The following is a 25,415-nucleotide window of genomic DNA, read 5'->3' on the forward strand; positions in this document are numbered from 1 at the left end:
GGCCCTTCCCCTCAGGTCGCCGAACAGGCCGCCGAACAGCTCGGCCGGTGCGGGGCGTGCCCCGGCCTCCACTGTGACTCGTCGCCGTTCTCCCGTCGATGAGATTCACACCACCTGATGGGCCCGCGATGATGGGAAGCTGAGAGTGGACTGAGATTGAGCCAGCGAGCAGGCGGAGTTGAGCCCATGACGGATCAGCGAGACCAGCGTCCCGAGCACCAGAGCGAGCAGCGGACCGAGCAGCCCACCGCGCAGCCCACCGCGCAGCGCACCGAACCCACCGTGACCAGCGCACCCACCGAACCCACCGTGACCAGCGAGGTGGTCGTGGTGGGCGCCGGCCCCACCGGCCTGCTGCTGGCCGGCGACCTCGCCGCCGCCGGCGTGCAGGTCACCGTGCTGGAGAAGCGCGGCAAGGAGTCCAACCTCACCCGGGCCTTCGCCGTGCACGCCCGCACCCTGGAGCAGTTGGACGCCCGGGGCCTGGCCGACGAGCTGATCGCCACCGGCACCCCGCTCTCCGAGCTGCGGTTCTTCGGCGGACTGCGGGTGGACCTGGGCAAGCTGCCCACCCGCTTCCCGTTCGTCCTGGCCACCCCGCAGACGCACACCGAACGCCTGCTGCTGGAACGGGCGGTGAAGGCGGGCGCGGTGCTGCTGCGCGAGCACCGGGTGACCGGGCTGCGGCAGGACGGCGAGGGGGTGACGCTCACCGTCAGCGGCCCCGAGGGCCAGGTCAGGCACCGGGCCCGCTACGTGGTCGGCGCCGACGGCGTGCACAGCGCGGTGCGCGAGCTGGCCGGCATCCCGTTCCCGGGCGAGTCGGTGGTCAGCTCGGTGCTGCTCGCCGACGTCCGGCTGGAGCGCGCGCCGCAGGACGTGTTCACTCTCGGCGCGACCGCGGACGGCTTCGCCTTCCTGGCGCCGTTCGGCGACGGCTGGTACCGGGTGGTCGCCTGGGACCGGGCCCGCCAACTGCCGGACGAGGCACCGGTGGAGCTGGCCGAGCTGGCCGACATCGCCCGCCGCACCCTGGGCGTCGACCACGGCCTGCGCGAGGCCCGCTGGATGTCCCGCTTCCACAGCGACGAGCGCCAGGCGCCGCAGTACCGCGACGGCCGGGTGCTGCTCGCCGGGGACGCGGCGCACTGCCACTCCCCGGCCGGCGGTCAGGGCATGAACACCAGCCTGCAGGACGCCGCGAACCTCGGCTGGAAGCTGGCGGCCGTGGTGCGCGGCCGGGCCCCCGAGACGCTGCTGGACAGCTACCAGCGGGAACGCCACCCGGTGGGCAGGGCGGTGCTGCGCACCTCGGGCGCGCTGATCCGGCTTGGCCTGGCCAGGAGTTCGGCCGCCCGCGCGGCACGTTCACTGGCTTCCGCGCTGGCCGGCTCCGTCGAGCCGGTGGCCAACCGCGCCGCCAGGACCGTCTCCGGGCTCGGCATCAGCTATCCGGCCGAGCCGGGCGCGCACCCGCTGGCCGGGCGCCGGATGCCCGATCTGCGGCTGGCCCAGGACGGTCCCGGGCAGCCGGGCCGGCTCTACGAGGCGCTGCGGGCCGGCCACTTCGTACTGGTCAGCAGCGACGAGCGGGCACCCGGTAGCCGCGCCCCGTTCGGCGGCCTGGAGGCGGCCGCCTTCGAGCCGTGGACCGATCGCCTGGTGCACGCGGCGCCGGCCGATCCGCATGGCAAGCTGCGCTCCACCGTGCTGCTGATCCGCCCGGACGGCTACGCGGCCTGGGCGGCGGCCGACCCGAGCCGGGCCGAACTGCGGGCGGCGCTCACCCACTGGCTGGGCGCGCCGAGTGCCAAAGCGGGCGGCTGAGCCGCGTCGTACGTCACCGCCGGGGTACCGGGCCGACCCCGTACCCCGGCGTCGTATTTCCGGGACTTCCCTTGTGGCCGTGGCGAGTTGACTTGCCGTGAGCGCACCGCAACCGAACTACCCGGCACTGCTGCCGAAGCGGCGCAAAGGACCAGACCACACACGGTGGCGGAATCCGGCCACCGTATTCACTGTATAGAAACAGCTCCATTCAGTTCATAAGCGGCACATCAACACTTGACTGTTATTTATGATTTCATTACCTAACCAATGCTCAATTCACAGTGAACTTCTGGGATCTTCTGATCAGCGTTCAACCCCCAAGAACGCCTGACCCCTGCCGGCCATGCACGCCGGCCAGAGGAGGATCCCAGTGCGACCCCGTCCCCTCGCGCTCGCCGCCGCGATAGCCCTGCTGCCGCTCTGCGCCGCCTCGCTGTCGGTCACCGCAGCCCAGGCCGCCACCCCCAACGCGACCTCGCGCGTGGCGCTGCCCGACACCGTCACCCCCGCGGTGTCCCACTCGCAGAAGCAGGGCGACGTTCCCGCCGCCCAGCAGCTCTCGGTCGCGGTCAGCCTCAAGTTGCGCAACTCGGCCGAGCTGGACCAGTTCCTGGCCGATGTCGCCAACCCGGCCTCGGCGAACTACGGCCACTACCTGACCCCGGCTCAGTTCGAGGCCCGCTACGCGCCGACCCAGCAGGACGTCGACCACGTGGTCGCCTTCCTGAAGTCGCAGGGTCTGACCACCTCGGTCAGCGCCAACCGCCAGGTGGTCGACGCCAAGGGCAGCAACGCCCAGATCGCGCGGGCCTTCGGCACGCACGAGAGCGCGTACTACGACGCCTCCGACGCCCGGCAGTTCTTCGCCAACGACAACGCCGCCTCGCTGCCGGCCGACGTCGCCGCGATCGTCGACGGGGTCTCCGGTCTGAACAACAAGACCGTGCGCACCCCGCAGCTGGCCAAGCCGAACAACTCGACCCCGCTGGCCTCCCCCAGCGGCTACGGCCCGAGCCAGTACGACGGCGCCTACAACCTGAACAAGATGGGCGCGGACGGCACCGGCGTGAAGGTGGCGCTCTGGGAGTTCGACGGCTACACGGCCTCCAACCTGACCACGTACGACAAGCAGTACGGCATCACCGGCCCGGCGGTCACCACCGTCCCGGTCGACGGCCAGAGCTACGACAGCGCGCCGGGCCAGGGCCAGGGCGAGGTCGAGCTGGACAGCGAGATCGTCAGCGGTGTCGCTCCCAAGGCCACCCAGCTGGTCTACGAGGCCCCCAACAGCGACCAGGGCGAGATCGACATGGCCGCCAAGATCGTCTCTGACGACCAGGTCTCGGTCATCTCCATCTCCTGGGGCGGCTGCGAGCCCGACACCACCCAGTCCGTGATGACCGCGGTGGACAACTCCTTCAAGCAGGCCGCCGCCGAGGGCATCTCCGCCTTCTCCGCCTCCGGTGACGACGGCTCGCGCGACTGCACCCGCTCCACCAGCGGCTCCTCGGTCAAGTCGGTCGACTTCCCGGCCTCGGACCCGTACGTGACCGGCGTCGGCGGCACCAACCTCCAGGTCTCCGGCACCTCCTACTCCTCGGAGAGCGCCTGGAGCACCGCCGGCGGCGGCGTCTCCACCGTCTTCAGCAAGCCCAGCTGGCAGACCGGCACCGGGGTCAGCGGCACCATGCGCACCGTCCCCGACGTCTCCTCCAACGCCGACCCGAACAGCGGCTTCGCCATCTACACCCAGGGCGACAGCGGCCCGGCCTGGCAGGTCTACGGCGGCACCAGCGCCGCGGCCCCGCTCTGGTCCGGCTACACCGCGCTGTTCAACCAGAAGGCCAAGGCGGCCGGCAAGGCCAACCTCGGCCAGGCCGACCCGGCGCTGTACGCGGTCGCCAACAGCAGCAGCTACGGCACGGCCTTCCACGACGTCACCACCGGCGCCAACCAGGACTTCAACGCCGGCAAGGGCTACGACCAGGTCACCGGCTGGGGCTCCCCGGTCGCCGACGCGCTGACCACCGCCCTGCTCGGCGGCGGCGGCACCACCGGCGGCTCCAACACCGTCACGGTGACCAACCCGGGCACCCAGAACGGCACCGTCGGCAGCGCGGTCTCGCTGCAGGTCAAGGCTGCTGACAGCGCCTCGGGCCAGACCCTGGGCTACTCGGCCACCGGCCTGCCGGCCGGCCTGTCGATCAGCTCCACCGGCCTGATCACCGGCACCCCGACCGCCGCCGGCTCCTCCTCGGTGACCGTCACCGCCACCGACGCCACCGGCGCCACCGGCACCGCGACCTTCACCTTCACCGTGGCCGCCGCCTCCAGCTGCACCCCGAAGCAGTTGCTCGGCAACCCCGGCTTCGAGACCGGCAGCGCCAGCCCGTGGACCGCGTCCTCCGGCGTCATCAACAGCGACATGGGCAGCGAGCCCTCGCACTCGGGCAACTACGACGCCTGGCTCGACGGCTACGGCTCCGTGCACACCGACACCCTCTCCCAGAAGGTGACGGTCCCGACCGGCTGCAAGGCCACCTTCAGCTTCTGGCTGCACGTGGACACCGCCAACACCGACACCACGGCCGATGACACCCTGACCGTCCAGGCCAACGGCACCACCGTGGCGTCGTTCTCCAACCTGAACGCGGCCAACGGCTACACCCAGCAGACGGTGGACCTCTCCGCCTACGCCGGACAGACCGTCACCCTGAAGTTCACCGGCAGCGAGAGCGGCAACGGCCAGACCAGCTTCGTCATCGACGACACCGCCCTGAACGTCGGCTGATTCAGCCTCCGCGACGCTGAACGTCCACTGACAACTCCGCGTCGTTACCTGGTAGCTCGCTGACACCGAAAAGCGAATAATCCCAGGTAGTGAGATCCCGCCGGTATCGGACCCCCGTCCGATACCGGCGGGATTGTTGCATTCGCGTTTCGTCCGTTTGGAGATCCGAGCAAACCCGAGTGAAAGTAATTTGTCGTGACCACTGTCATAGCAACCGCTTGATGACGTAGCCTCTGGTCCCTGCGTAAGGTTCCTGCAGCTCGGTGCCGTCCCCACAACGGCACCGAGCCGGTCCCGCCGCGTAGTCCTCGGACAGCTTGGCGGCTGGTGGGGAAGGTTATTCGCATGGGCTCGCATTACCCGCAGAACACCGCTCATCTCCGCCTGGTGGAGGAGGAGCAGCCGCCGGCCTCGGTCGCGCTGCGCGAACTGCCCCCGTCGGACTGTCCCGGCACCGAACAGCAGCTGGCCGGCGGCAACTTCGCCGCCACCCTGCACCGCGCGATCGAATCCAGCGGGCTGAGCCTGGACCGGATCCGCACCGAGCTGGACCGACAGGGCGTCAGAGTCAGTGTGACCACCCTGAGTTACTGGCGGCGCGGTCGCAGCCAGCCCGAACGGGCCTCCTCGGTCCGGGCCGTGGCACTCCTGGAGGAGTTGCTCGGGCTGCCCCGCGCCGCGCTGTCCGGCCTGCTCGGCCCACCCCGGCCGCGCGGACGCTGGATCGCCGGCGGCGCCCAGGACTGCCTGCCGGTGGCCACCATCTGGCCCGAGGAGCAGCGGATCGCCGAGGTCTTCGCGGAACTCGACGCACCGGCCACCGGCGAGCTGGAGCGGCTCAGCGTGCACGACGCCTGCTACCTGGACGCCAACCGGTTCGGCGGCCAGTTGAGGACCCGTCAGGTGGTGCGGGCCACCACCGCCGGCGTCTCGCGCTGCCTGGTGGTGCACCAAGCGGACGAGGACGCCGTCGGCTGCCCCGAGCTCACCTCGATCCGGCACGCCCGGCTCGGCCGGGTCCGCCGCTGCCCCGAAGTCGGCCTGCTGGTGGCCGAACTGCTGCTCGACCGACCGCTGGGGCTCGGCGACTCCACCGTCTTCGAGTACGAGGTGGAACTGCCACCGGGCGGTCCGACCACCGTCTACGGGCGCCGCTTCGCGGTGCCGGTGCGCGAGTACGTGCTCCAGGTGCACTTCGACCCCAGCGCGGTGCCGGTCCACTGCGAACGCTACGAACGCGACCCCGGCGCGCTGCAGGACCGGGTGCGCGAGCGGCTCTGGATCGGCGCCTCGGCCAGCGCCCACGTGCTGGCCACCGAGCAGCAGCCGGGCCAGAGCGGGATCCGCTGGGAGTGGGAGTAGGCCGCTGTCCAGCGCCTTGCCCAGCAGGCAAGACACCTGTCCTGTCCCTCGACACCCTGATTAACCTCCTGGTCAAGCCCCCCTCGACCGCGCCCAGGAGCCGCCCCGTGTCCGCACCCCGACCGCACCCCCTGCACGTCCTGCGCGCCGCCGCCTTCGCGATCGGCGCACTGCTCCTGCTGGTCGGCGTCGGCGTGCTGCTCGGCGAGCCGCTGCTGATCCCGCCGCTGGCCGCCAGCGCCGCGCTGGTGCACGGGGCGCCGAAGCTGCCGATCTCCCAGCCGCGCAACCTGGTCGGCGGCCAGCTGCTGGCCGCGCTGATCGGCTTCGCGGTGCTCCCCTGCACCGGCCACACGGCCTGGGGCGCGGCGGTGGCCGCCGGGCTGGCGCTCGGCGCGATGATGCTCACCCACCTCTCGCACTCCCCGGCGGCCGCCACCGCCGCGCTCGTGGTGCTCCAGGGCCCGCACCTGGTGCCCTTCCTGCCGCTGCTGGCGCTCGCCACCGGCCTGCTGGTCGCGATCGGCATGCTGGCCGGGCGGTTGGGTCGCACCGCCGTGCGCTATCCACTGAGCTGGTAGTACGGAAAGATCACCACCAGATCCCGAACTAGCCCAGGGGAACGATGAGCACCGACAGCACCGTCACACTGCGCCCGATCGGCCTGGTCACCGGCGGCCGCGCCGAGGTGGTCGACGACGACTGGGGCCAGGTCGCCGCCGTGATCCGGCTCGACCCGGCCCAGTACACCGCCGAGGCGCTGCGCGGCCTGGACGCGTTCTCGCACCTGGAGGTGGTCTTCCACTTCCACAAGGTCGCCGAGGAGAAGATCGAGACCACCGCCCGCCGCCCGCGCGGCAACCCCGACTGGCCCGAGGTCGGCATCTTCGCCCCGAACAAGGCCGCTTTGTGAGCTGCTCCTTCGCTGCGGGCGGGTGCCACCTCGTTCCTCGGCGACCCCCACCCTCCGCTGCGTCTCAGCTCAGTCGCTCGCCGCGCGGCAAGAACCGCCCCAACCGCCTGGGCGTCTCCCGCTGCCGCCTGGTCGAGGTCGACGGCCTGGACGTCCACGTGCTGGGCCTGGACGCGGTGGACGGCACCCCGGTCCTCGACCTCAAGCCCTGGATGGCCGAGTTCGCCCCGCTCGGCGAGAGCGGGCAGCCGGCATGGGCCACCGAGCTGATGCGCGACTACTACTGACCGATGGGTCCGGCCGGCCGTGCGAGAGTGCAGGCATGACCAACCACGATGCCCAGGACCTCGCGCTGCGCCAGTGGCGGGCGACGGCCGCGGACCCGTCCACCGTGCTGATCGACGGGTTCCACGCGCTCAAGCACACCCTGCGGTTCGGCGGCGAGGTGCGGCAGATCGTCACCACCGACCGGTCGGCGCTCGATCAGCTGAGCCGCAGCCTGGCCCCCGACGTGGCCCAGGTTGTGCATCGCGCCGCCACCGAGGTCCCGGCGGCGGTGCTGCGCGAGCTGGTCGCCCGCCCGCACCCCACCGGGGTCGCCGCGCTGGCCGTGCGCCCGGCGCCCGAGCAGGCGCTGGCCCGGCTGAGCGCCCTGCCGCGCCGGGCACCGGTGGTGGTGCTGGACAACCCGCGCAACCTCGGCAACGTGGGCGCGGTGGTCCGGCTGGCGGCCGGCTTCGGCGCCACCGGCGTGGTCACCACCGGCGATCTGGACCCCTGGCACCCCACCGTGGTGCGAGCCGGTGCCGGGCTGCACTTCGCCACCGACGTGGCCCGGCTGCCGGCCGACCGGCTGCCGCCGGGGCCGCTCTACGTGCTCGATCCCGAGGGCGAGTCCATCCATCGCACCCGGCTGCCGGACCAGGCGCTGCTGGTCTTCGGCTCCGAACGGCACGGGGTGAGCGAGGAGTTGCGCTCGCGTGCCGATGCCCTACTGGCGATCCCGATGCGTCCGCTGGTCTCCAGCTTCAACCTGGCCACCTCGGTCGGCATGGGCCTGTTCCACTGGCAGGCCCACACCGCCGGCCACTGACGGGTTGATCGCCCGCGCCAGCTCCTCCAGCGCCTGGACCAGCAGCCGGGAGCCGGCCCGCACCACCTCCAACTGCCCCGGCAGCTGGTCCAGTTCATCCTCCCAGGCCCGCTGCGCCGCGCGCAGCGGCCCGAAGTCGCTCGCCGTCCCGGTCAACACCGCCGCCCCGGCCGCCGCCGTCGCCTGCGCCACCAGGTCCCCGAACTCTGCGGCGCCGGGCACCGGATCGGCCTGCCGGGTCGGCAGGTGCGCCTCCAGCAGCAGCCCGGCCCGGGAGAGGAAGCCGAGCGCCTCGCGGGCCCGGCCCAGCTGACCACGGCTCAGCTGCGGCGAGTGCGCCCCGTGCCGCACCGGCTCGGCCGCCGCCCGCTCCCGGGCCAGCAGGAAGGCCGCCCGCGCCTCCCGGGAGTCCAGCAGCGCCCCGCGCACCGCCTGCGGGTCGCGCCCGGCCGGGTCGCCGTAACCGGCCAGCACGGTGGCGGCGTACCGGCCCAGGGCGGCGATCCACTCGGCGGTCCGCTCGGGCAGCCGGGCGGTCTCCCAGGTGGGGAAGAGCGCGTAGCCGAGCAGCGCGACGGCGCCGCCCAGCAGGGTCATCAGGATCCGCTCCCGCGCGGTCTCCAGCGGTGCGCCCGGTTCCATCCCGAGCAGGAAGACCACGTAGGCGGAGACGCAGGTGGTCATCAGCGCGTAGCCGGTGCGCAGGGTCAGGTAGGCGCCCGTGATGCAGAGCACCGCGAGCGCGCAGGCCGCCCAGTCCCCCGGGTGCAGCAGCTCCACCACCCCGGTGGCCAGCAGCACGCCGACCAGGGTGCCCACCACCCGGGCCACACCCCGGCTGTAGGTCTGCCCGAAGTCGGGCCGGATCACCATCGCGGCGGTCATCGCCGCCCAGTAGCTGTGGTGCAGGCCGGTCAGCCGGGCCAGCACGTAGGCCGTGGTGACCACGCCGGACAGCCGCAGCGCGTGGCGCAGCACCGGCGAGCCGGCCCGCAGCTGGTGGCGGGCGGTCCGCACGGCCACCGGCACCATCCGCGCCAGGCCCGGCCGCACCAGCGCGCCGCCGGAGCCGGCGATCGGCGTCTCCAGGGTGGACTCGGTGTTCTGGTCGAGGGTGCCGAAGGCCCGGTCCAGCAGCGTGGTGAGCCGACGGGCGGCCCGCAGCGCGGGACCGCCCAGCACCGGCCGGGCCGGGGCCGCCAGCGCGGCGGTGGCGGAGCCCGGATAGCTGGGCGGCTCGCCGGTGCGGATGGCCCGGGCCAGCACGTCCAGCAGCTGGGCGGCGCCGGACAGCAGTTCCCTGGCCCGGTCCCGTTCGGGGCCCTCGGCGGCCGCGCCCAACCGCGGGTCGGCGATCGCGGCCAGGGTGGGCCGGATCCGCTCGGCCAGCCCGCGCAGCCCGCGCAGTTCGGGCGGGCGGCGGCGCTGCTGCCAGGGCGTCAGGGCGGCGGCGTGCCGGGCGGTCATCAGCGGGTCGGGGTCGATGGCGGCATGCGGGTCGTACCGCAGCCGGCGGGCGTAGTCGGCCAGCGAGGCGTACGCGTCGGCCAGCGCGTCGCGCTGCGCGCCCCAGTTCTTGACCGGCCAGAGCGTGATCACCAGGGCCTGGACGCCGCCGCCGAGCGCGCAGAGCAGCGCGTGCGCGACGGCGGTGGCCACGCTGACGGGCAGTTGGACCACCACCAGCATCACGGTCAGCGTGTTGGTGGCCACCACCCCGGCGGTCGGGCCGAGCGACCAGGCCAGGCCCGCCGCGAACGCCCACACCGCCAGCAGCACCGGGAACAGGCCCGGCACCGAGACCGCCAGATAGCCGAAGAAGGTGCTGACGCCCAGGCCCAGGCCGGCCGCCAGAGCCAGCGAGGGGCGCGGCCGGAAGCTGCGCTGGAAGGTGGCGACGCCGGCGATGAAGGCACCCATCGCAGCCGAGGTGGCCGGCCGCGGACCGCCGATCGCCAGCACCGGGAAGACCACCAGGGCCACCGCCAGCCCCCCGCGCACCGCCCGGACCGGATCACTCAGCGCCCGCTCCAGGCGCAGGCCCGCGCGCCCGGTGTGGCGGAGGGCGGCGAGCCAGGGCATAACGGACAGTCTAGGCCGCCACGCGGCGCCGGACTGGAGCTGGGAGGACCGAACGGACCCGCCCGCCCAGCCACCGCAGCGCACCGGTCGGCAGGAAGACGGCGTCCGCCGCGACCATCGCCAGCGAGAAGATCGGCAGCCCGAGCAGCACCGCGATCGCCAGGTGCTCGGTGATCATCACCGCCAGCAGCACGTTCTTCACCCGCCGGTTGACCAGCGTGAAGGGGAAGGCGACCTGCACGATCACCGTGCCGTAGGAGCAGAGCAGGACCAGCACGGCGCTGCTGCCGACCAGCGCGGACAGGCCCGGCCAGGGGGTGAAGTAGTCCAGGTGCAGCGGGTAGTAGAGGGCGCTGCCGTCCTGCCAGCGCGAGCCCTGCACCTTGTACCAGCCGGCCGTCGAGTAGACCAGCACCACCTGCGCGGCGATCACCAGCATCGCGCAGTGGTGCAGCATGGTGGCCAGCGCGTCCAGCACCGCCCGCACCTCGCCGCCCGGCCACCGACGCCCGACCAGCCACCAGAGCGCCGCGCCGGCCCAGAGCGTCCAGAACAGCACCGACCAGCCGACGTAGGGCCAGCCGTACCCGCTCCAGGTCAGCTTCCCGGTCAGCTGAGCCGCCATCAGCAGCGCGCCGCCGAGCGCCCAGAGCAGCACCCCGACCAGGTCACCGCCGCCGCCACCGCCCCTGGCCCGCCGCCGGGCGTCCAGTGACCAGACCTCGGCGCACCGGGTGAAGACCAGGTAGATCGCCATCAGGTGGACGATGTTGTCGCCACCGTCGCCGACCAGGATGTCGCGGTTCTGCACCGAGAGCACGGCCACCAGGAAGAGCACCGAGCTGAACCTGGTCCGCCAGCCGAGCAGCATCAGCACCCCGGCCAGGATCGCCAGCAGGTAGCAGCCCTCGAACCACCAGCCCTGGTCCCGCCAGACCAGCACGGTGAAGGCGTGGGTCTCGCCCAGCAGGTCGCGGGCCAGCCCCGGGCTCAGGGGCGAGCGGTCGCCGTACAGCACCCGGCGGTTGGGCCACTCGAGCAGCAGTTGCAGGGTGAAGACCAGGGCGAAGCCGATCCGCACCACGGCCGCCTGGTGGCGGGCCAGCGGGCGGGCCGAGAAGGCGGTGCAGCCGGCCACCACGGCGTCCCGCAGCAGCGCGCCCACGCGCGGGCGGGGCGGCGGGGGAGCGGTGGCGGGCGGCACGACCGGCGGGCCGCCCTGGTGCGGGATCCCGGCCAGCCGCCCGCCGGACCCCGGCGCCGCGCTCTCCAAACCTTCGGACGCCAGGCCTTCGGACGCCAGGCCTTCGGTCTCCGGCCGACCGGTCATGACAGACCTCCGTAGTCCGCCGGACTCACCGGCCACCAGGGCAGTTGGCGGTACTGCGGCGCGGTGGACCAGTGCTGGGTGCTCCACGGCGGCGGCGCCACCGCCACGGTGGCCGCGCGCAGCTCGACCCCGGTGACCGGGGCGCCGTCCAGCGTCCGGCCGAGCCGCTGCAGCGCGATCCGCTTGAGGTACTCCTGGGCCAGCTCGCCGCGCTGCCCGATCGGGCTCTCGTCCGAGGCGTGCGTGCCGTCGTAGAAGTCCCAGGCCCGGCGCAGCAGGTTCTGGTCCAGGTGACTGGGGACCAGGTTCTCGCGGATCGCCGCGATGTCCTGCGCCGTCAGGTCGACCCAGGCTCCGTCCCCGGCGGCGCTGCGCAGCCGGGCGTCGACGCTGATGTTCTGCTGCAGCGGGTCGGGCGCGAAGAGCTTCCAGTTCTGCTCGAACTCGGGGTAGACCAGGCCGTCGACCTGGTCCTGGTACTTCTGCGAGAGCGCGTTGGGCGGCGCCACGCTCAGGAAGACCAGGCCGAGGAAGACGGCCGTGCCGAGCAGCAGCGCCGCACCGGCACCGGTCAGCACCACCAGCGCCGGCCCCGACCAGGTGCGCGCGGGCGCCGACTCGTCCGGCGCCCGCCCGTCCCGCGCCTGCTCGTCCGTCATCCGGCCCCTCCCCTCCACACCGGCCGGCCGGTGGCCGAGCGGCTCAGAGCACGTAGGCCGCTTCGGCCGAGTCGCTCACCATCGGGCGCCCGGCCTGGGCCCAGGCGAACATGCCGCCGTCCACGTTGAAGGCCGCCCGCTCCTGGCCGACCAGGTACTGCACCACCTGGGCCGAGCGACCGCCGACCCGGCAGAGCACGTACAGCGGGACGTCGGCGGGCAGTTCGCCGATCCGCGCGACGAAGTCGCCGATCGGGATGTGCAGCGCGCCCTCGACGTGCCCCGCGTCCCACTCGTCCTGCTCGCGCACGTCCACCAGGACCGCGTCGGTGGGCAGGCTCTCGACCTGGACGGTGGGGATCTGCTGGAACATGCTCGGGCTCTCCTGGACGGGTGTCGGCGGTACGGACGTCGATCTCGGTGCCCCATTGTCCACCGGTTCGACCAGCGGCCCGGCCAGTTCGGCCTGCAGGGCGGCGGCCTTGCCGAGCAGCTGCTCTGCCAGCTCGGCCAGCAACCGGTCCGGGTCGCCCGGGGCCAGCGCCAGCAGCGAGCCCATCGCGGTGGACTCCAGGCGGACCTGCTCGGTGGCCAGCGCGGCGATCCGCGCGGAGAGCCAGTCCAGCCGCTGCAGCAGCCAGGCACCGCGCTCGGGGGCCGCGAAGTCGGGAGCGGACTCCGGGGCGGTGGACCACTCCTCGGTCAGCGCCGTCAGCGCCGCCGCGTCACCGCGCGCGTAGGCCTCGTTGGCCCGGGCGATGAAGGCGGAGCGGCGCTGCTGCTCGGCCGGGTCGGTGGACAGGTCGGGGTGGGCGAGTCGGGCCAGCTCGCGGTAGAGCCGCTGGGCCTCCTTGCCGGGGCGCACCCGACGCGGCTGCTCCAGGGGCGCGCCGGGCCCAGGGCCCTCCCCGCCGGATCCGGCACTCTCGCCGCCGGGTCCGGCACTCTCCTCGTCCGGCCCGCACTGCCCTGCCGCGGCCTCGGCGACCCGCTCCTCGGCCTGCCGCACGCTGTCGAAGAGCGCGTCCAGGTCCGGCAGTTCGTCCACCAGGCGGCGCGCGTCCACCGCCCGGCGCAGGTCCTCGGGGCTGCCGGTGCGCACCGCCACGGCCTCGGCGACCAGCGCCTCCAGCTCGTCGATCCGGGCGTAGAGCGGGCCCAGGCGCTCGTGGTGGATCAGCGCGAAGTTGTCGATCTCGACCCGCAGGGTCTCGACGTCGACCTCCAGCGTCAGCCAGGCCAGTTCGGTGGCCGCGACCCGCTCCTCCAGTCGCTGCCGCTCCGGGTCCGCCCAGCGGACGGGGCTCACCGCGGTCACCTGCTCGCCTCGCTCTGCCATCGTTCCCGTCGTTCCCGTCGTCCGTGCCACCCGCCCTGCCGCGCCGCCGGATCGGCGGCCGGACCGCGTCGAGCCTACCCGTGCGGGGTAAGGAGATCGGTGCGGAGCGAGGGCGGCGAAATCCGGCCAACGAAGTGATGGACAGGGCGTGCGACAGGGCGCACGCTGGGTGACACGCAACTGATACTGAGGAATCTGGCGGTTTCGGTACCGGCTCCGGGCCGGTCCGTGCTTCGCTGGAGGCGGCACAGGGCCCATTCAGTGGCCGGACAGGCGGGAGCGACACGAATCCCATGGCGGACGACCCGAACTCCACATCGGACACCCCGGCGGACCAGCCCCGCACCCTGGGCTCGGTCGCGGCGGCGCCCCCGCCCGCCGAGCCGGAGCCCACCGACCAGCCCTCGGGCGTGGTGGCGATGGTGCGGCTGGCGGCCGTGCTGATCGATCCGGACGGCCGGATCGCGCTGTGGAACCGCGGCGCCGAGGAGCTCTTCGGCCACCGCACCGAGACGGTGCAGGGCCGCACCGCCGGCGGCCTGCTGCCCGCCGTGGAGCCGCGTTCGCTGTCCGCGGCGCCGGTGGTCGCCGGGCGCCGCTGCGATGCCTTCGACACCCTGGACGACCTGACCCGCAGCGGCGGCTGGGCCGGACTGATGCCGGTCACCGACCGCGAGGAGCGCTCCCGCTCGGTGCTCTGGTGGGCCTACCCGCTGGTCGAGCCGGACGGCCGGGGCCTGCTGGCACTGGCCGCCGACGCCCGCCCGCTGCGGGCCCGCGGCCCGCGGATCGCGATCGGCCGCCGCCTGCTGCCGTACGCGGCCGCCGAGACCAACCCGTGGGGTGCCGCCCGCCCGGACACCCAGGGCAACTTCCGCCGGATCTCGGCCGCGCTGGGCGCCACCACCCCCGGCGCGGCGAACTCGCTCGCCCCGCTGCTGCCCAGGATCGGCGCGGTGCGGCTGCGCGCGATGCTGCGCCAGGTCGCGGCCATCGGCGCCCCCGCGCTCTGGGTGGACGACGGCACCCGGCTGCCGGTCGTCCCCTACGAACCGCTCTCCGCCGGGGTGGCCCAGCTCGCCGCCGGGCTCGGCCGCCGCTACCCCACCGCCCAGCAGCGCTCGGCCGCCGCGGCGGCCGGCGGCCAGCTCGGCCTGCGGGTGGTTCCCGAACCGCGCCTCGAACAGCGGCCCGAGCCGCCCGCCGAAGCGCCGACCGGCGCCACCGTCCCGCCGGCGCGGTACCGCCCGCAGCCAGACGCCGCCCCGGGCCCCGCACCGACCCCGGGAGCCTTGCCGGCGACCGACCGGCAAGGCGCCGCCACCGCCCGGCCGCCCACCACCGCACTGACCGATCCGGCCACCGGTGAGCGGGACCGGCCCTCGGCCGACCAGCTGGCCACCCTGCTGACCAACGGCCAGGCGGGCGAGCAGCTGACCCTGCTGAACGAGGTCGGCGGCAAGGTCGGCACCACCCTCGACCTGGACACCACCGCCCGCGAGCTGTGCCAGGTACTGGTCCCCCGGGTGGCCGACTTCGCCTGCGTCGACCTGCTGGACCGGCTGATCTCGGACGCCGAGCTGCCCGAGGCGGCGCCGGACGACGACACCATGCTGCGCCGGGTGGCCCGCAGCTACCACGAGTCCGCCGGCACCTGGTCACACGTGCTGGAGGAGGGCGCGCTGCTGGCGATGCCGAGCAGCACCCCGCCGGGCATGGCCCTGCAGCGCAACCAGGCGGTGCTGGTCCCGGTGGTCGGCGAGGACCTGGCGGTGGACTACGCCGCCGCGCTGGGCGGCGGTCCGAGCCTGGTGCCGGTGGTCAGCGGGCGCTCGATGCTGGTGCTGCCGCTGGCCGCCCGCGGCACCGTGCTCGGCATCCTCAAGCTGCTGCGGCTGCCCGACCGCGCCCCCTTCGACGAGACGGACGCCGCCACGCTGCGCGAGCTGGCCGCCCGCGCCGCGCTGTCGCTGGACAACGCCCGGCTGCACCGGGCCGAGTCGAAGATGGCCACCACCCTGCAGCGCTCGATGATCCCGACCCGCCCGCCGCAGATCCCCGGCGTCCAGATCGCCCACCGCTACCTGCCGGGCGACCGGCGTGCCGAGGTCGGCGGCGACTGGTTCGACGCGATCCAGCTGCCGGGCAGCCGGGTGGCCCTGGTGGTCGGCGACGTGATGGGCCACGGCCTGCACTCGGCCGCCGCGATGGGCCGCTTCCGCACCGCGATGCAGACCCTGGCCGCGCTCGACCTGCCGCCGGGCCAGCTGCTGCGCCACCTGGACAACCTGGCCCAGAAGATCGGCGACGACCACCTGGCGACCTGCCTGTACGCGGTCTACGACCCGATCAACCGCACCTGCGAGCTGGCCAGCGCCGGCCACGTGCCACCGGTCCTGGTGCACCCGGACGGCACCGGCGAGCTGCTGGAGATCCCGGCCGGCGCCCCGATCGGGGTGGGCGGGGTGCCGTTCGTGGCCAAGAAGATCGACGTGGTGGACGGCTCGATGCTGGTGATGTGCACCGACGGCCTGGTCGAGGTGCGCGGCGGCGACATAGGGGCCGGCCTGGCGGCGCTCTGCGGGAACCTGATCGACCCCAAGCAGACGCCCGACGAGGCCTGCGACACGGTGCTCGACCGACTGCACTCGGAGGACCGCAAGGACGACGTGGCGCTGCTGGTGGCCCGCTTCGACGGGGTGGCCGAGACCGAGGTGGCCACCTGGACGCTGGCGGTGGACCGCACCGAGGCGCGCCGGGCCCGTCAGCTGGTCCGCGACCAGCTGGCCGCCTGGCAGCTGACCGCGCTCAGCGACACCACCGAGCTGCTGGTCAGCGAGCTGGTCACGAACGCGGTCCGGGTGGCCCGGGACTACGTCCAGCTCCAGCTGATCCGGGTGGACAAGCTGCTGGTCGAGGTCAGCGACGACAACCACAACCTGCCCTCGCTGGAGCCCGCCGAGTCGATGGACGAGAACGGCCGCGGCCTCAACCTGGTCAGCAAGCTCGCCGAGCGCTGGGGCACCGCCCGCAAGGCGGTCGGCAAGGTGGTCTGGTTCGAGCAGCCGCTGCCGCGCGGCTGACGGACCGCCCGGACCACCGGGCGGTCCGGGCGGTCCGGGCGGTCCGCTACGCGGTGCGCTGGCGCTCGGCGCTGAACAGGCTGGCCGCGCCGACCCCGTTGAGCACCCGCGGCCAGTAGCTGCCGAAGACCTCGCCGGCGCTGGCGATCAGCACCGCGGTGATGATCGCCACCACGTGCTCCAGACCGGCCAGGTTCGGCAGCACCACGGCCTCCCCGACCATGGTCCCGATGACGGCGGCGCCGGTGAACCAGGCCCGGGTCTTCCAGGCGATGCAGATGGCCAGCGCCACCACGGCCGCCGACGGCCCGGTGTCGCGGATGTGGGCGACCCAGCCGGGGAAGCCGAAGAGGTGGTCGGGGCCGATCCGCACGGCGAGCCGCGCGTAGATCGTGCCGGCCAGCGTGCAGGCGTAGGCGATGAAGAGCGTCGCCTTGCGGCCCAGCACGATCTCGGCGATCCCGAAGACCAGCAGGACCTGCGCCAGCGCACCCCAGACCGGCAGATCGAGCGCCGGCACGTAGAGCGAGAGCGGAGTGCGCAGCAGCGACACATCCAGCGGCAGTGCCGCCTTGACCACGCCGATCCGGGTGACGAATGCCTCGCCGCCCGGCAGATGCTGAACAATGCTGAACAGGAGGATCAGGAACGTCGCTCCGACCGCCAACGGAATGGATGCGAAACGCTTGCGCACCACATGATCCCGGACGGTGCCGAACAATGTTCCCCACTCGGCGACGACGGCCCGGCGCAGCAGCGCCCCCCGCCCTTGTCGCACGCCCCCCGTGTGGGTCCTCTGGTCCACGACTGCCTCTCCCGTAGTTTCTCTCTTGTCCAGCCTAGATAAGTGGAACATCTCCCGCTTCGGTCTTCATACCCATATTCGACTCATCCTCAGGTGGGATATCGCACTTATGGATCTCAGGGGCCACCCCTAGGCCTACCCCGAGCGCAACTGAGCACAACTGAGCACAGCACCGTCGGCTGCAGCCCCCCTCGAGGAACGCCTGGGCAGCCGGTCCGCGAGGTTCCCCTCCGCCCCCCGGCGGAGGGCTACCCCTGCCCGTCGCCTTCCGCCGTGGGCAACGCCGGGGCCGCGCCCGAGGCAGCGGACCGGGTGTGCCGGCGACGGAAGAGCGAGGGGAGGCTCGGTGCGGTGATGAAGCCCTCGGCCCGGGCACTGGCGATGCCGATCCGGGGGATCTCGCTGCTCTTCTCGAAGAGCAGGTAGCGCGGCTCCCAGATCGGCCGGTACTTGGCGTTGGCCCGGTACAGCGACTCGATCTGCCACCAGCGGGAGAAGAAGCCCAGCACCGCGCGCCACAGCCGCAGCACCGGACCGGCCCCCAGCCGCGAGCCGCGCTCGAAGACCGAGCGGAACATCGCGAAGTTGAGCGAGACCCGCTTCAGGCGCAGCTCGCCCGCCCCCTTCTCGAGCAGCTCGATCACCATGAACTCGATCAGACCGTTCTCGGTCTCCCGGTCCCGGCGCATCAGGTCGAGCGAGAGCCCGTTCGGCCCCCAGGGCACGAAGCTCAGCAGCGCGCGCGGCTCGCCCTGCCCGTCGTAGCACTCCAGCATCACGCAGCGCCCGTCGGCCGGGTCGCCGAGCCGGCCCAGCGCCATCGAGAAGCCGCGCTCGGTCTGCCCGTCGCGCCAGCTGTCGGCCTTCTCCAGCAGCTCGGCCATCTCGGCCTCGGGGATGTCCTCGTGCCGGCGGATCCGCACCGTGTAACCGGCCCGCTTGACCCGGTTGTAGGCCTGGCGGACCCCGCGCATCGCCCGACCGTCCAGCGAGAACTCGTCCAGCTCGACGATCGCCTCGTCGCCCAGCTCCAGGGCGTCCAGCCCGTGCCGGGCGTAGATCACCCCGGCCTCCTCGGAGGCGCCCATCACGGCCGGGGCCCAGGCGTGCTCGCGGGCCTCGGTCAGCCAGGCCTCGATCGCGCCCGGCCAGGCCTCCGGGTCGCCGATCGGGTCGCCGGAGGCCAGCGAGACCCCGCCGACCACCCGGTAGGTGACCGCCGCCTTGCCGGTCGGCGAGAAGACCACCGCCTTGTCCCGGCGCAGCGCGAAGTAGCCCAGCGAGTCGCGCTCGCCCTGCTTGTCCAGCAGCGCGCGCAGCTTGCCCTCGTCCTCGGCGGTGAGCAGCTCCTTGCCGCGCGGGCTGCGGAAGGCGACGTAGAGCACCAGCAGGAAGAGCACCGCACCCATCGCGTTGATGAAGGTGTTCAGCCAGTTGGGGACGTCGATCACGTCCAGCAGCCGGTCCGAGGGGGTGACGGTGACCATCCGGCCCACCGCGTAGCGGAACTCGTCGCCGAAGCTGGCGTCCGACAGCCGGTTGTAGAAACCGACCAGGACCGCCCCGACCAGCCCGCCGAACACCAGCCCGCCGACGAAGGTGGCCACCGCGGTGAGCGGGTTGGACCGGTCGCCCTTGGAGGTGAACTCCTTGCGGCCGACCACCAGGCAGAGCATGAACACGCCGGTCAGCACCGTGGAGAAGTAGTTGAAGCCGTGCTCGTTGTAGTGGTCGTCGCCGGGCAGCACCACCGCGAGCAGGTAGAGCAGGAAGAACAGCCCGCCCAACACGAAGTTGAAGATCCAGGCGGCCCGCTTGCGCCGGCGCATCGCGACCGCGAGGAAGATCGACAGCACCGCCGTGGCCAGGCCGGAGGTCATCAGATACGGGGTGAAGTACTGGCCCTCGGAGTGGTGGCGCACCGTGTTGCGGAACGGCGTGATAACCACCGCCACCACGTTCACCAGCGCGATCAGTCGCAGGTACCAGACCGTCCCGGTCGCACCGTAGGGCCGCAGCCGGGCCAGGAACCCGGACCGCGGCACGGCTGCCGCGGACGGCTGCTTGGAGGTGGTGGACACAGCTTCATTCCAAACGATCGGATCCGCAGGCGCATCCGCACTGCTGGTGGAGTGTCATTAATCGTGGCGCAGGCCGCGGCGGATCCGCGTGAACCGGTCAGCCGATTCCCACCCCGCCGTTCGGCGGGGGTGAGAACCGCCGGAAGCCCTAGGCTCGTCCCCGAGCAAGGAGTGAGGAGGGATCGTGACAGCGATCCGCGTGCTGATCGTCGACGACGAGCTGCTGGTCCGCTCGGGCCTGGGGCTGATCGTCGGTTCAGCCCCCGACCTGGAACTGGTCGGCGGCTGCAGCGGTGGCGACGCCGAGGAACAGGTGAAGCGGCTGCGGCCGCATGTGGTGCTGCTCGACGTCCGGATGCCCGACCTGGACGGCATCTCGGTGCTGCGCCGGCTGCGGGCGCTGCCCGACCCGCCGGCCGTCTCGATGCTCACCACCTTCGACACCGACGAGTACATCGGCACCGCGCTGCGCGCCGGAGCGGCCGGGTTCCTGCTCAAGGACACCGCCCCCGACCAGCTGGTGCACGCGGTGCGGATCCTGGCGGCCGGCGGCAGCATGCTCTCGCCCGCCGTGACCCGCACCGTGATCGGCGGCTACGTCGAGGGCGGCAGCCCGGACTCCGGCGCGCTCGCCCTGGTCCGCTCGCTGACCGGCCGGGAGCTGGACGTGCTGGCGCTGCTCGGCGAGGGCCTGGCGAACGCCGAGATCGCCGAGCGGCTGTTCCTGGGCACCGGGACGGTCAAGGACCACATCAGCGCGATCCTCGGCAAGCTCGGCGCGGCGAACCGGGTGCAGGCGGCCGTGATCGCGCACCGCGCCGGCCTGGTGCGGCCGGCCGGACCGTGATCCCACTGCCCGGACGCCGCCCGCTGACGCCCGCCGCGCGCCGCCGCCTCGCCCTGCTGCTCCCGGTCGCCTACGCGCTGCTGGAGAGCTGGCTGCTGGACCGGGACACGGTCTGGTGGAAGAACGCGCTGAACGGCGTGGCGGCGCTCGGCCTGCTGCTGCGCCTGCGCTGGCCGACCGTCTCGATGGCGCTGGCGCTGCCCGGCACCTTCTTCACCGAGAGCTGGCTGGCCCCGATCACCGCGCTCTACTCGGTGGCCGCCGACCGGCGCCGGCTGCCGGTGCCGGTGCTCTGCGCGGCGGCCTTCGGGCTCTGCGACTACTTCACCTGGTCGGTCACCGGGCAGAGCTCCTGGGTCGGCCAGACGCTCGTCCTGACCCAGGCCAGCGGTCTGGCCATGATGCAGTCGGCGCTGCTCGGCACCGCCCCGGTGGCGCTCGGCATGCTGGCCCGCACCCGGCGGGAGCTGACCCTGCGGCTGGAGCAGCTGACCCTGGGGCAGCGGCGCGAGGCCCGGTTGCTGGCCGAGCGGGTGCTGGCCACCGAGCGCGCCCGGCTGGCCCGGGAGATGCACGACGTGGTCTCGCACCAGGTGAGCCTGATCAGCGTGCAGGCCGGCGGGCTGCAGGTGTCCACCACCGACCCGACCGCCGAACGCACCGCGCGCACCATCCGCGAGCTCTCCGTGCGCACCCTGCAGGAGCTGCGGCAGATGGTCGGGGTGCTGCGCGCGGCGGGCGGCGCGAGCCTGCCCGAGCAGGGCGATCCGACCGGCCCGCCGCAGGCCCCGCAGCCCCGGCTGGCCGACCTGCCGCGGCTGGTCGAGGACAGCGGACTGGTGGCGGGCAACGGTCTGGTGATGGACAGCGCGCTCTGCGGGCCCGGCGAACCGGGCGCGGACGGGCAGGCGTGGCCGGAGGCGGTCCAGCGGGCCGCCTACCGGACGGTGCAGGAGGCGCTGACCAACATCAGCAAGCACGCACCCGGCTCCCAGGTGCGGATCACCGTCAGCGAGCGCGGCGGACGGCTGCTGGTGGAGGTGCGCAACGGTCCGGCGCCCAGCCGTCCGGACCGCACCGCACCGCTGCCCGGCGGCGGGCACGGGCTGGTCGGGCTGCGCGAGCGGGCCCAGTTGCTGGGCGGCCAGCTGACCGCCGAACCCACCGCGGACCGGGGCTTCCTGGTCCGCGCGGTGCTGCCGGACGTGCGGCGGTAGGGCCGGACGAGTGCGGTTATCAGCTCGGCTGCTGCGCCGTGCGGGTGACTGCGGGTGACTTGCCGGTGGCGTAACCGTTCCCGGGGCAACCGAAGCCGAAGAGTACCTCAAGGGACACTTTCGGTCACCGACGATCAGGAGTGCCCTCGTCTGCCCCCTGTTCTATCCGGCAAGGAATGGAGACATCCCCATGAAGGACTTCCGCAGGGCCATCGCCCTCACCTGCGCCGCCGGTGCGCTGGTGTTGGGCGGCGCCGGCGTCGCCTCGGCCGACAACTCCGCGACCGCGACCGGTGTGGCGATCGGCTCGCCCGGCATCCTGTCGGGCAACGTGATCCAGGTTCCGGTCAACATCCCGATCAACATCTGCGGCAACAGCATCGACGTGATCGGCCTGCTGAACCCGGCTATCGGGAACAGCTGCACCAACGGCTGACCTCGCCCGCCCCGGCCGGCCCCGCCCATCAGGCGGGGCCGGCCGTCGGCGTTGCGGCACCCGCCAGCCGCAGCTGGCGCAGCGTCCAGCCGTGCCCCGCCGGGTCCAGCCCCCGGGTCGCGGCCGTGAAGAGCTCGGCCGCCCGGCGGTAGGAGAGCCGCCCCCGCCCGCTCAGCGGGCAGCGGTCGACGGCGGGAACGGTGGCCGGCACCCGGCGATCGGTCAGCAGCAGCGGCCCACCGGCCCGGCTGACCAGCAGCAGCGGCAGCAACCGGGCAGCGCCCGCACCCCAGCACAGATCGGCCGCCCGACCCCGGCCCCGCCGGCCCGAGACGTCGATGTCATCGACGTTCAGCGCCAGCACCCGCTCGATCGCAGCCCCGGACTCGTGCACCAGATGCCAGCAGACCTGGTCCCGCAGCGGTGCGGGCAGCGTCAGCACCGCCGTGACCTGATCCGACGTCAGCGCCCCGGGTCCCCGTACGGGCTCGGCCCACGGCACCAGACCGGCCGTCGGATCGCCGCGCAGCCAGCCCTGCGCCCGCCACCAGCCGACGGCGCCCCGCAGCGCCGACAGCTCCCGCTCCGCCGTGCGCCGGCTGGCCCCGCGCGCGGCCAGGTGCGCCCGCAGCCGGTCGGGAGCCTGCGGATGGTCCAGCAGCCCCAACGGCAGCACCGGCGGCACGGCCCGCCGCCGGCCGTCACCGCCGGGCACCGGGCGATCGGCCAGCGCCCAGGCCCAGGTGGCCAACGCGATCCGATAGATCCGGCGGGAGGCGGCACTCAGCCGGGCAGCCGCCAGATACCGCTCGACCGCCACCGCGTATTCCACCGGTTCCCGCAGTAAATCACTCACCCCGCGCCCCCTGTCCTCGCAGTTCAGCGCCTATTTACTGCGCTAATTCAAGCGTACCGAATAATTGACTGCCAATCACTCAATTTCTCTTGCCGTACAGATCTTCTGACGGGCACTCTGCTGTTCATGACGACCGCTCTCGACGGGCGCCGCAACCTCCTGCGCGCATTCCCGAAAGACCGTGAATTCCGCCGTTTCTTCCCGGGCTACACCGTCTCGCTCCTCGGCTCCGCGATGGCACCGGTCGCGCTCGCCTTCGCGGTGCTGCGCGGCCCGGGCGGCGCCGGTGCGCTCAGCTGGGTGCTGGCGGCCCGGACCGGTGCCACGGTGCTGGTCCTGCTGGCCGGCGGGGTGGCCGCCGACCGGCTGGGCAGCCGCCGGGTGATGCTCGCCGCCGACCTGGTGCGCTTCCTCTCCCAGGGGACCTTCGCCGGGCTGCTGCTGGCAGGCCACCCGCCGCTCTGGGCGATGCTGGTGCTGGTCTGTACCGGCGGCGCGAGCGAGGCCCTGTTCAACCCGGCGCTGACCGCGCTGATCCCCCGGCTCACCCCGCCCGAGCAGCTGGCCGAGGCCAACGCCCTGCTCACGCTGGCACGGTCCGCCACCAGCGTGGCCGGTCCCGCGCTGGCCGGGCTGCTCACCGCCGCCGTGGGACCGGGCGCGGTGCTCGCGCTGGACGCGGCCAGCTTCGGGGCCAGCGTGCTGGTGCTGGCCGGGCTAACGGTGCGGCTGCCGGTCGCCGCACCCGGCCCGTCCCTGGTGGCCGACCTGCGCACGGGCTGGACCGAGTTCCGCTCGCGCGGCTGGCTCTGGGCCACCTGCGTGCACTTCGGACTGTTCAACCTCCTGGTCTGGGCACCGTTCCTGGTGCTCGGCCCGGCCACCGCCGCGCAGCGGCTGGGCGGCGCCCGGTCCTGGGGACTGGTACTGGCCGCCTACGGGGCCGGCTCGGTGCTCGCCGCGCTCGCCCTGCTCGGCCGCCGCCCCCGCCGTCCGGTCCTGGTGGCCACCGCCGTCACGATCGGCTTCGCACTGCCGTCCGCTTTCCTGGCGCTGGGGGCCGCGCTGCCCTGGGTCTGCCTGGGCGCGGTGGTCGCCGGGGCGGCGTCGGCGGTCAACGGCGCGCTGTTCGACACCGCCGAGCAGCGCCTGATCCCGCCCCAGGCGCGGGCCAGGGTGGCCGCCTACGGCAGCCTGGGCGCCTTCGCGCTCGGCCCGCTCGGGCTGGCCGCCGCCGGCCCGGCGGCCGCGCTGCTGGGCAGTCGGACGGTCTTCGGCTTCGGCGCGCTCTGGCTGCTGGCGGCCACCGCCGCCGTGCTCACCGTCCCGTCGGTACGGCGGAACTGAGGCGCCGTCGGCCGCGCGGCAGCGCGATCCGCAGGCCGCCCTGGTCCGAGCCGCGGGCCGCGAAGGCCCGCGTCACCTCCTGCGGGGTGGTACCGACACCGAGCAGTGCGGCGCTGAGCCCGGCCGCCGCCTGATGCCAGTCGCGCGAGCGGCGGAGCATCGCGTGGTCGGACCCCGCCACCTCGAAACCGGCCACCCGGGCACCCGCCGCCCTGGCCCGCTCCGCGAAGTCCCGGGTGGCCGCGGGGTCGGTGACCTTGTCCCGGTCCCCGTGCAGGGTCACCAGGGCGCGGCCGGCCAGCTGCTCGGCCGGGTCCTCCGGCGGGCACCAGGGCGCGAGCGCGACGACCCCGGTGACCACCCGGTGCCCGGCGCAGCGCAGCGCGGCCCGCCCACCCATCGAGTGCCCCAGCAGCACCACCGGCACCGGACCGAGCTCGGCGGCCACCGCGTCCAGCGCCGCCACGACATCCTGGGCCGCGTCCGCCCGCTCCCCGTTCCAGCCCCGGTAGCGGTAGCGCACCAGCCCCACCGCGATCCCGGCCCCCGCGGTGGCCCGCACCAGCGGCGCGACGAACCCGCGCATCCGCACCGCCGCCGGTTGCCACGGCCGGGCCGGCGCCGTACTGGCCACCTGGCCGCCGTGCAGCACCAGCACCACCCCGCGCGCCCCTGCCGGCCGCACCCGCCACCGCACCGCTCGCATTTCGACCACCGCTTCCGCCCGCCGGGTCCACTCCCAGGTCCAGTCTCCCGGCTCAGGCCGACTGATCAATTCCGGGCCAGGGACACGCCGGACCACCACCGACTACCGACACTTTCGATCAACAAGCTCCCAACAACAGTCAGCGGATCGTGCGGTGCCGAACCGATCCCTACTCTCGGAAGCGACTGGGGAGTATTCGAACGACCCGTGGGAGGCAGCGATGACCGGTGTGGAGATTGCCCTCAAGGAGGCCCTGGCGATCGAGGGCGCCATCGGCGCGGCCCTGGTGGACCTCGGCAGCGGGATGGCCCTGGGCACCCTGGGCCAGGCGGCCGATCTCGACCTGACCCTCGCGGCGGCCGGCAGCACCGACGTGGTGCGGGCCACCCTGCGCTCGGCGGAGCTGCAGGGGCAGGCGGGCGGCGAGGCGATGGAGGACATCCTCACCACCCTGACCCACCAGTACCACCTGGTCCGCCCGCTCACCGGAGCCGGCGGCCAGGGCCTCTTCCTCTACCTGGTGCTGGACCGGGCCCGGGCCAACCTGGCGATGGCCCGCCATCACATCCGCCGGATCGAGAGCGAGCTGACCATCTGACGAACGGCCATCAGCCAGGCCTGCCGAGCGACCAGGTCAA

The 25,415-nt window shown here is 73.5% G+C and carries 19 protein-coding genes and 1 pseudogene; 12 read left to right on the forward strand and 8 right to left on the reverse strand.

The genetic code is table 11. From position 1 onward, the window contains the following. Window positions 1-186: 186 nt before the first annotated feature. The 6 genes and pseudogenes from OG403_RS18925 (at window position 187) to OG403_RS18955 (ending at window position 7,989) form a co-directional block, all read left to right on the forward strand. Window positions 187-1,827 (forward strand): FAD-dependent monooxygenase, encoded by a 1,641-nt coding sequence (locus tag OG403_RS18925; RefSeq protein ID WP_329565940.1) that lies wholly within the window; start codon window positions 187-189, stop codon window positions 1,825-1,827. 373 nt (window positions 1,828-2,200) lie between these two features. Further along, window positions 2,201-4,621 (forward strand): protease pro-enzyme activation domain-containing protein, encoded by a 2,421-nt coding sequence (locus OG403_RS18930; RefSeq protein WP_329565941.1) that lies wholly within the window; start codon window positions 2,201-2,203, stop codon window positions 4,619-4,621. A 345-nt stretch (window positions 4,622-4,966) separates the two neighbouring features. After that, window positions 4,967-5,983, forward strand: a complete 1,017-nt coding sequence (locus tag OG403_RS18935; RefSeq protein ID WP_329565943.1) for a hypothetical protein — start codon at window positions 4,967-4,969, stop codon at window positions 5,981-5,983. Window positions 5,984-6,090: 107 nt separating this feature from the next. After that, on the forward strand, window positions 6,091-6,564 hold the full coding sequence (locus OG403_RS18940) for an HPP family protein (protein WP_329565944.1): 474 nt from the start codon (window positions 6,091-6,093) through the stop codon (window positions 6,562-6,564). A gap of 44 nt (window positions 6,565-6,608) precedes the next feature. Further along, window positions 6,609-7,183 (forward strand): annotated as a pseudogene (locus OG403_RS36720) (SAM-dependent methyltransferase). 35 nt (window positions 7,184-7,218) lie between these two features. After that, a complete protein-coding gene (locus tag OG403_RS18955) occupies window positions 7,219-7,989 on the forward strand; it encodes a TrmH family RNA methyltransferase (protein WP_329565947.1) in 771 nt (256 codons plus the stop codon). Here the strand turns inward: OG403_RS18955 and OG403_RS18960 are convergent. The 4 genes from OG403_RS18960 to OG403_RS18975 are packed head-to-tail and all read right to left on the reverse strand — an operon-like array spanning window position 7,888 to window position 13,399. Further along, complete coding sequence (locus tag OG403_RS18960; RefSeq protein WP_329565949.1) at window positions 7,888-10,071, reverse strand: FUSC family protein; 2,184 nt, start codon at window positions 10,069-10,071, stop codon at window positions 7,888-7,890. The two genes, OG403_RS18955 and OG403_RS18960, sit on opposite strands and share 102 nt — an antisense overlap. A 10-nt stretch (window positions 10,072-10,081) precedes the next feature. Next, window positions 10,082-11,401, reverse strand: a complete 1,320-nt coding sequence (locus tag OG403_RS18965; RefSeq protein WP_329565951.1) for an HTTM domain-containing protein — start codon at window positions 11,399-11,401, stop codon at window positions 10,082-10,084. Beyond that, on the reverse strand, window positions 11,398-12,060 hold the full coding sequence (locus OG403_RS18970) for a DUF5819 family protein (protein WP_329565953.1): 663 nt from the start codon (window positions 12,058-12,060) through the stop codon (window positions 11,398-11,400). Before OG403_RS18970 ends, OG403_RS18965 begins: the two co-directional genes overlap by 4 nt. A 43-nt stretch (window positions 12,061-12,103) precedes the next feature. Beyond that, complete coding sequence (locus OG403_RS18975) at window positions 12,104-13,399, reverse strand: rhodanese-like domain-containing protein (protein WP_329565955.1); 1,296 nt, start codon at window positions 13,397-13,399, stop codon at window positions 12,104-12,106. Between the two features lie 293 nt (window positions 13,400-13,692). Here OG403_RS18975 and OG403_RS18980 point away from each other — a divergent pair, with 293 nt between their 5' ends. Next, entirely contained in the window at window positions 13,693-16,482 is a 2,790-nt protein-coding gene (locus OG403_RS18980; RefSeq protein ID WP_329565957.1) for a SpoIIE family protein phosphatase, read from the forward strand. A gap of 46 nt (window positions 16,483-16,528) precedes the next feature. Here OG403_RS18980 and OG403_RS18985 read toward each other — a convergent pair whose 3' ends face one another. Both OG403_RS18985 and OG403_RS18990 read right to left on the reverse strand, forming a co-directional pair. Then, the gene (locus OG403_RS18985) at window positions 16,529-17,260 is read right to left on the reverse strand and encodes a hypothetical protein (RefSeq protein ID WP_329565959.1); all 732 of its coding nucleotides are present in this window, start codon (window positions 17,258-17,260) and stop codon (window positions 16,529-16,531) included. A 275-nt stretch (window positions 17,261-17,535) separates the two neighbouring features. Next, on the reverse strand, window positions 17,536-19,368 hold the full coding sequence (locus OG403_RS18990; RefSeq protein ID WP_442910936.1) for a phosphatidylglycerol lysyltransferase domain-containing protein: 1,833 nt from the start codon (window positions 19,366-19,368) through the stop codon (window positions 17,536-17,538). Window positions 19,369-19,552: 184 nt separating this feature from the next. On the opposite strand from OG403_RS18990, the gene OG403_RS18995 reads away from it, so the two are divergent. From OG403_RS18995 to OG403_RS19005, 3 genes are all read left to right on the forward strand, one after another. Next, a complete protein-coding gene (locus tag OG403_RS18995) occupies window positions 19,553-20,215 on the forward strand; it encodes a response regulator transcription factor (protein ID WP_329565961.1) in 663 nt (220 codons plus the stop codon). Beyond that, window positions 20,212-21,432 (forward strand): sensor histidine kinase, encoded by a 1,221-nt coding sequence (locus tag OG403_RS19000; RefSeq protein WP_329565963.1) that lies wholly within the window; start codon window positions 20,212-20,214, stop codon window positions 21,430-21,432. The genes OG403_RS18995 and OG403_RS19000 overlap by 4 nt, the downstream gene beginning before the upstream one ends. A gap of 190 nt (window positions 21,433-21,622) precedes the next feature. Further along, window positions 21,623-21,868 carry a chaplin gene (locus tag OG403_RS19005; RefSeq protein ID WP_329565965.1) on the forward strand — a complete coding sequence of 82 codons (246 nt, stop codon included), beginning with the start codon at window positions 21,623-21,625 and terminating at the stop codon, window positions 21,866-21,868. Between the two features lie 28 nt (window positions 21,869-21,896). On the opposite strand, the gene OG403_RS19010 is transcribed toward OG403_RS19005, so the two are convergent. Next, the gene (locus tag OG403_RS19010) at window positions 21,897-22,724 is read right to left on the reverse strand and encodes a hypothetical protein (protein WP_329565967.1); all 828 of its coding nucleotides are present in this window, start codon (window positions 22,722-22,724) and stop codon (window positions 21,897-21,899) included. 126 nt (window positions 22,725-22,850) lie between these two features. Between OG403_RS19010 and OG403_RS19015 the strand changes: the two genes are divergently transcribed. Further along, the gene (locus OG403_RS19015; RefSeq protein ID WP_329565969.1) at window positions 22,851-24,071 is read left to right on the forward strand and encodes an MFS transporter; all 1,221 of its coding nucleotides are present in this window, start codon (window positions 22,851-22,853) and stop codon (window positions 24,069-24,071) included. Here OG403_RS19015 and OG403_RS19020 read toward each other — a convergent pair. Continuing rightward, window positions 24,043-24,777: an alpha/beta hydrolase gene (locus OG403_RS19020; RefSeq protein ID WP_329565971.1), complete on the reverse strand. Its 735-nt coding sequence runs from the start codon at window positions 24,775-24,777 to the stop codon at window positions 24,043-24,045. The two genes, OG403_RS19015 and OG403_RS19020, sit on opposite strands and share 29 nt — an antisense overlap. Window positions 24,778-24,997: 220 nt before the next feature. Here OG403_RS19020 and OG403_RS19025 point away from each other — a divergent pair, with 220 nt between their 5' ends. Then, on the forward strand, window positions 24,998-25,375 hold the full coding sequence (locus OG403_RS19025; protein WP_329565973.1) for a hypothetical protein: 378 nt from the start codon (window positions 24,998-25,000) through the stop codon (window positions 25,373-25,375). Window positions 25,376-25,415 lie beyond the last annotated feature (40 nt).

Origin of the sequence: Kitasatospora sp. NBC_01266 (genome assembly GCF_036242395.1) — a bacterium.
GTDB lineage: Bacteria > Actinomycetota > Actinomycetes > Streptomycetales > Streptomycetaceae > Kitasatospora.

Excerpts from the sequence above, each read along its gene's own strand:
- OG403_RS19025 (WP_329565973.1), top strand. The coding sequence starts at position 24,998 with ATGACCGGTGTGGAGATTGCCCTCAAGGAGGCCCTGGCGATCGAGGGC.
- OG403_RS19015 (WP_329565969.1), top strand. The coding sequence starts at position 22,851 with ATGACGACCGCTCTCGACGGGCGCCGCAACCTCCTGCGCGCATTCCCG.
- OG403_RS18965 (WP_329565951.1), bottom strand. The coding sequence starts at position 11,401 with ATGACCGGTCGGCCGGAGACCGAAGGCCTGGCGTCCGAAGGCCTGGCG.
- OG403_RS18975 (WP_329565955.1), bottom strand. The coding sequence starts at position 13,399 with ATGGCAGAGCGAGGCGAGCAGGTGACCGCGGTGAGCCCCGTCCGCTGG.
- OG403_RS18960 (WP_329565949.1), bottom strand. The coding sequence starts at position 10,071 with ATGCCCTGGCTCGCCGCCCTCCGCCACACCGGGCGCGCGGGCCTGCGC.
- OG403_RS18955 (WP_329565947.1), top strand. The coding sequence starts at position 7,219 with ATGACCAACCACGATGCCCAGGACCTCGCGCTGCGCCAGTGGCGGGCG.
- OG403_RS19020 (WP_329565971.1), bottom strand. The coding sequence starts at position 24,777 with ATGCGAGCGGTGCGGTGGCGGGTGCGGCCGGCAGGGGCGCGCGGGGTG.
- OG403_RS18925 (WP_329565940.1), top strand. The coding sequence starts at position 187 with ATGACGGATCAGCGAGACCAGCGTCCCGAGCACCAGAGCGAGCAGCGG.
- OG403_RS19005 (WP_329565965.1), top strand. The coding sequence starts at position 21,623 with ATGAAGGACTTCCGCAGGGCCATCGCCCTCACCTGCGCCGCCGGTGCG.
- OG403_RS18980 (WP_329565957.1), top strand. The coding sequence starts at position 13,693 with ATGGCGGACGACCCGAACTCCACATCGGACACCCCGGCGGACCAGCCC.
- OG403_RS18935 (WP_329565943.1), top strand. The coding sequence starts at position 4,967 with ATGGGCTCGCATTACCCGCAGAACACCGCTCATCTCCGCCTGGTGGAG.
- OG403_RS18970 (WP_329565953.1), bottom strand. The coding sequence starts at position 12,060 with ATGACGGACGAGCAGGCGCGGGACGGGCGGGCGCCGGACGAGTCGGCG.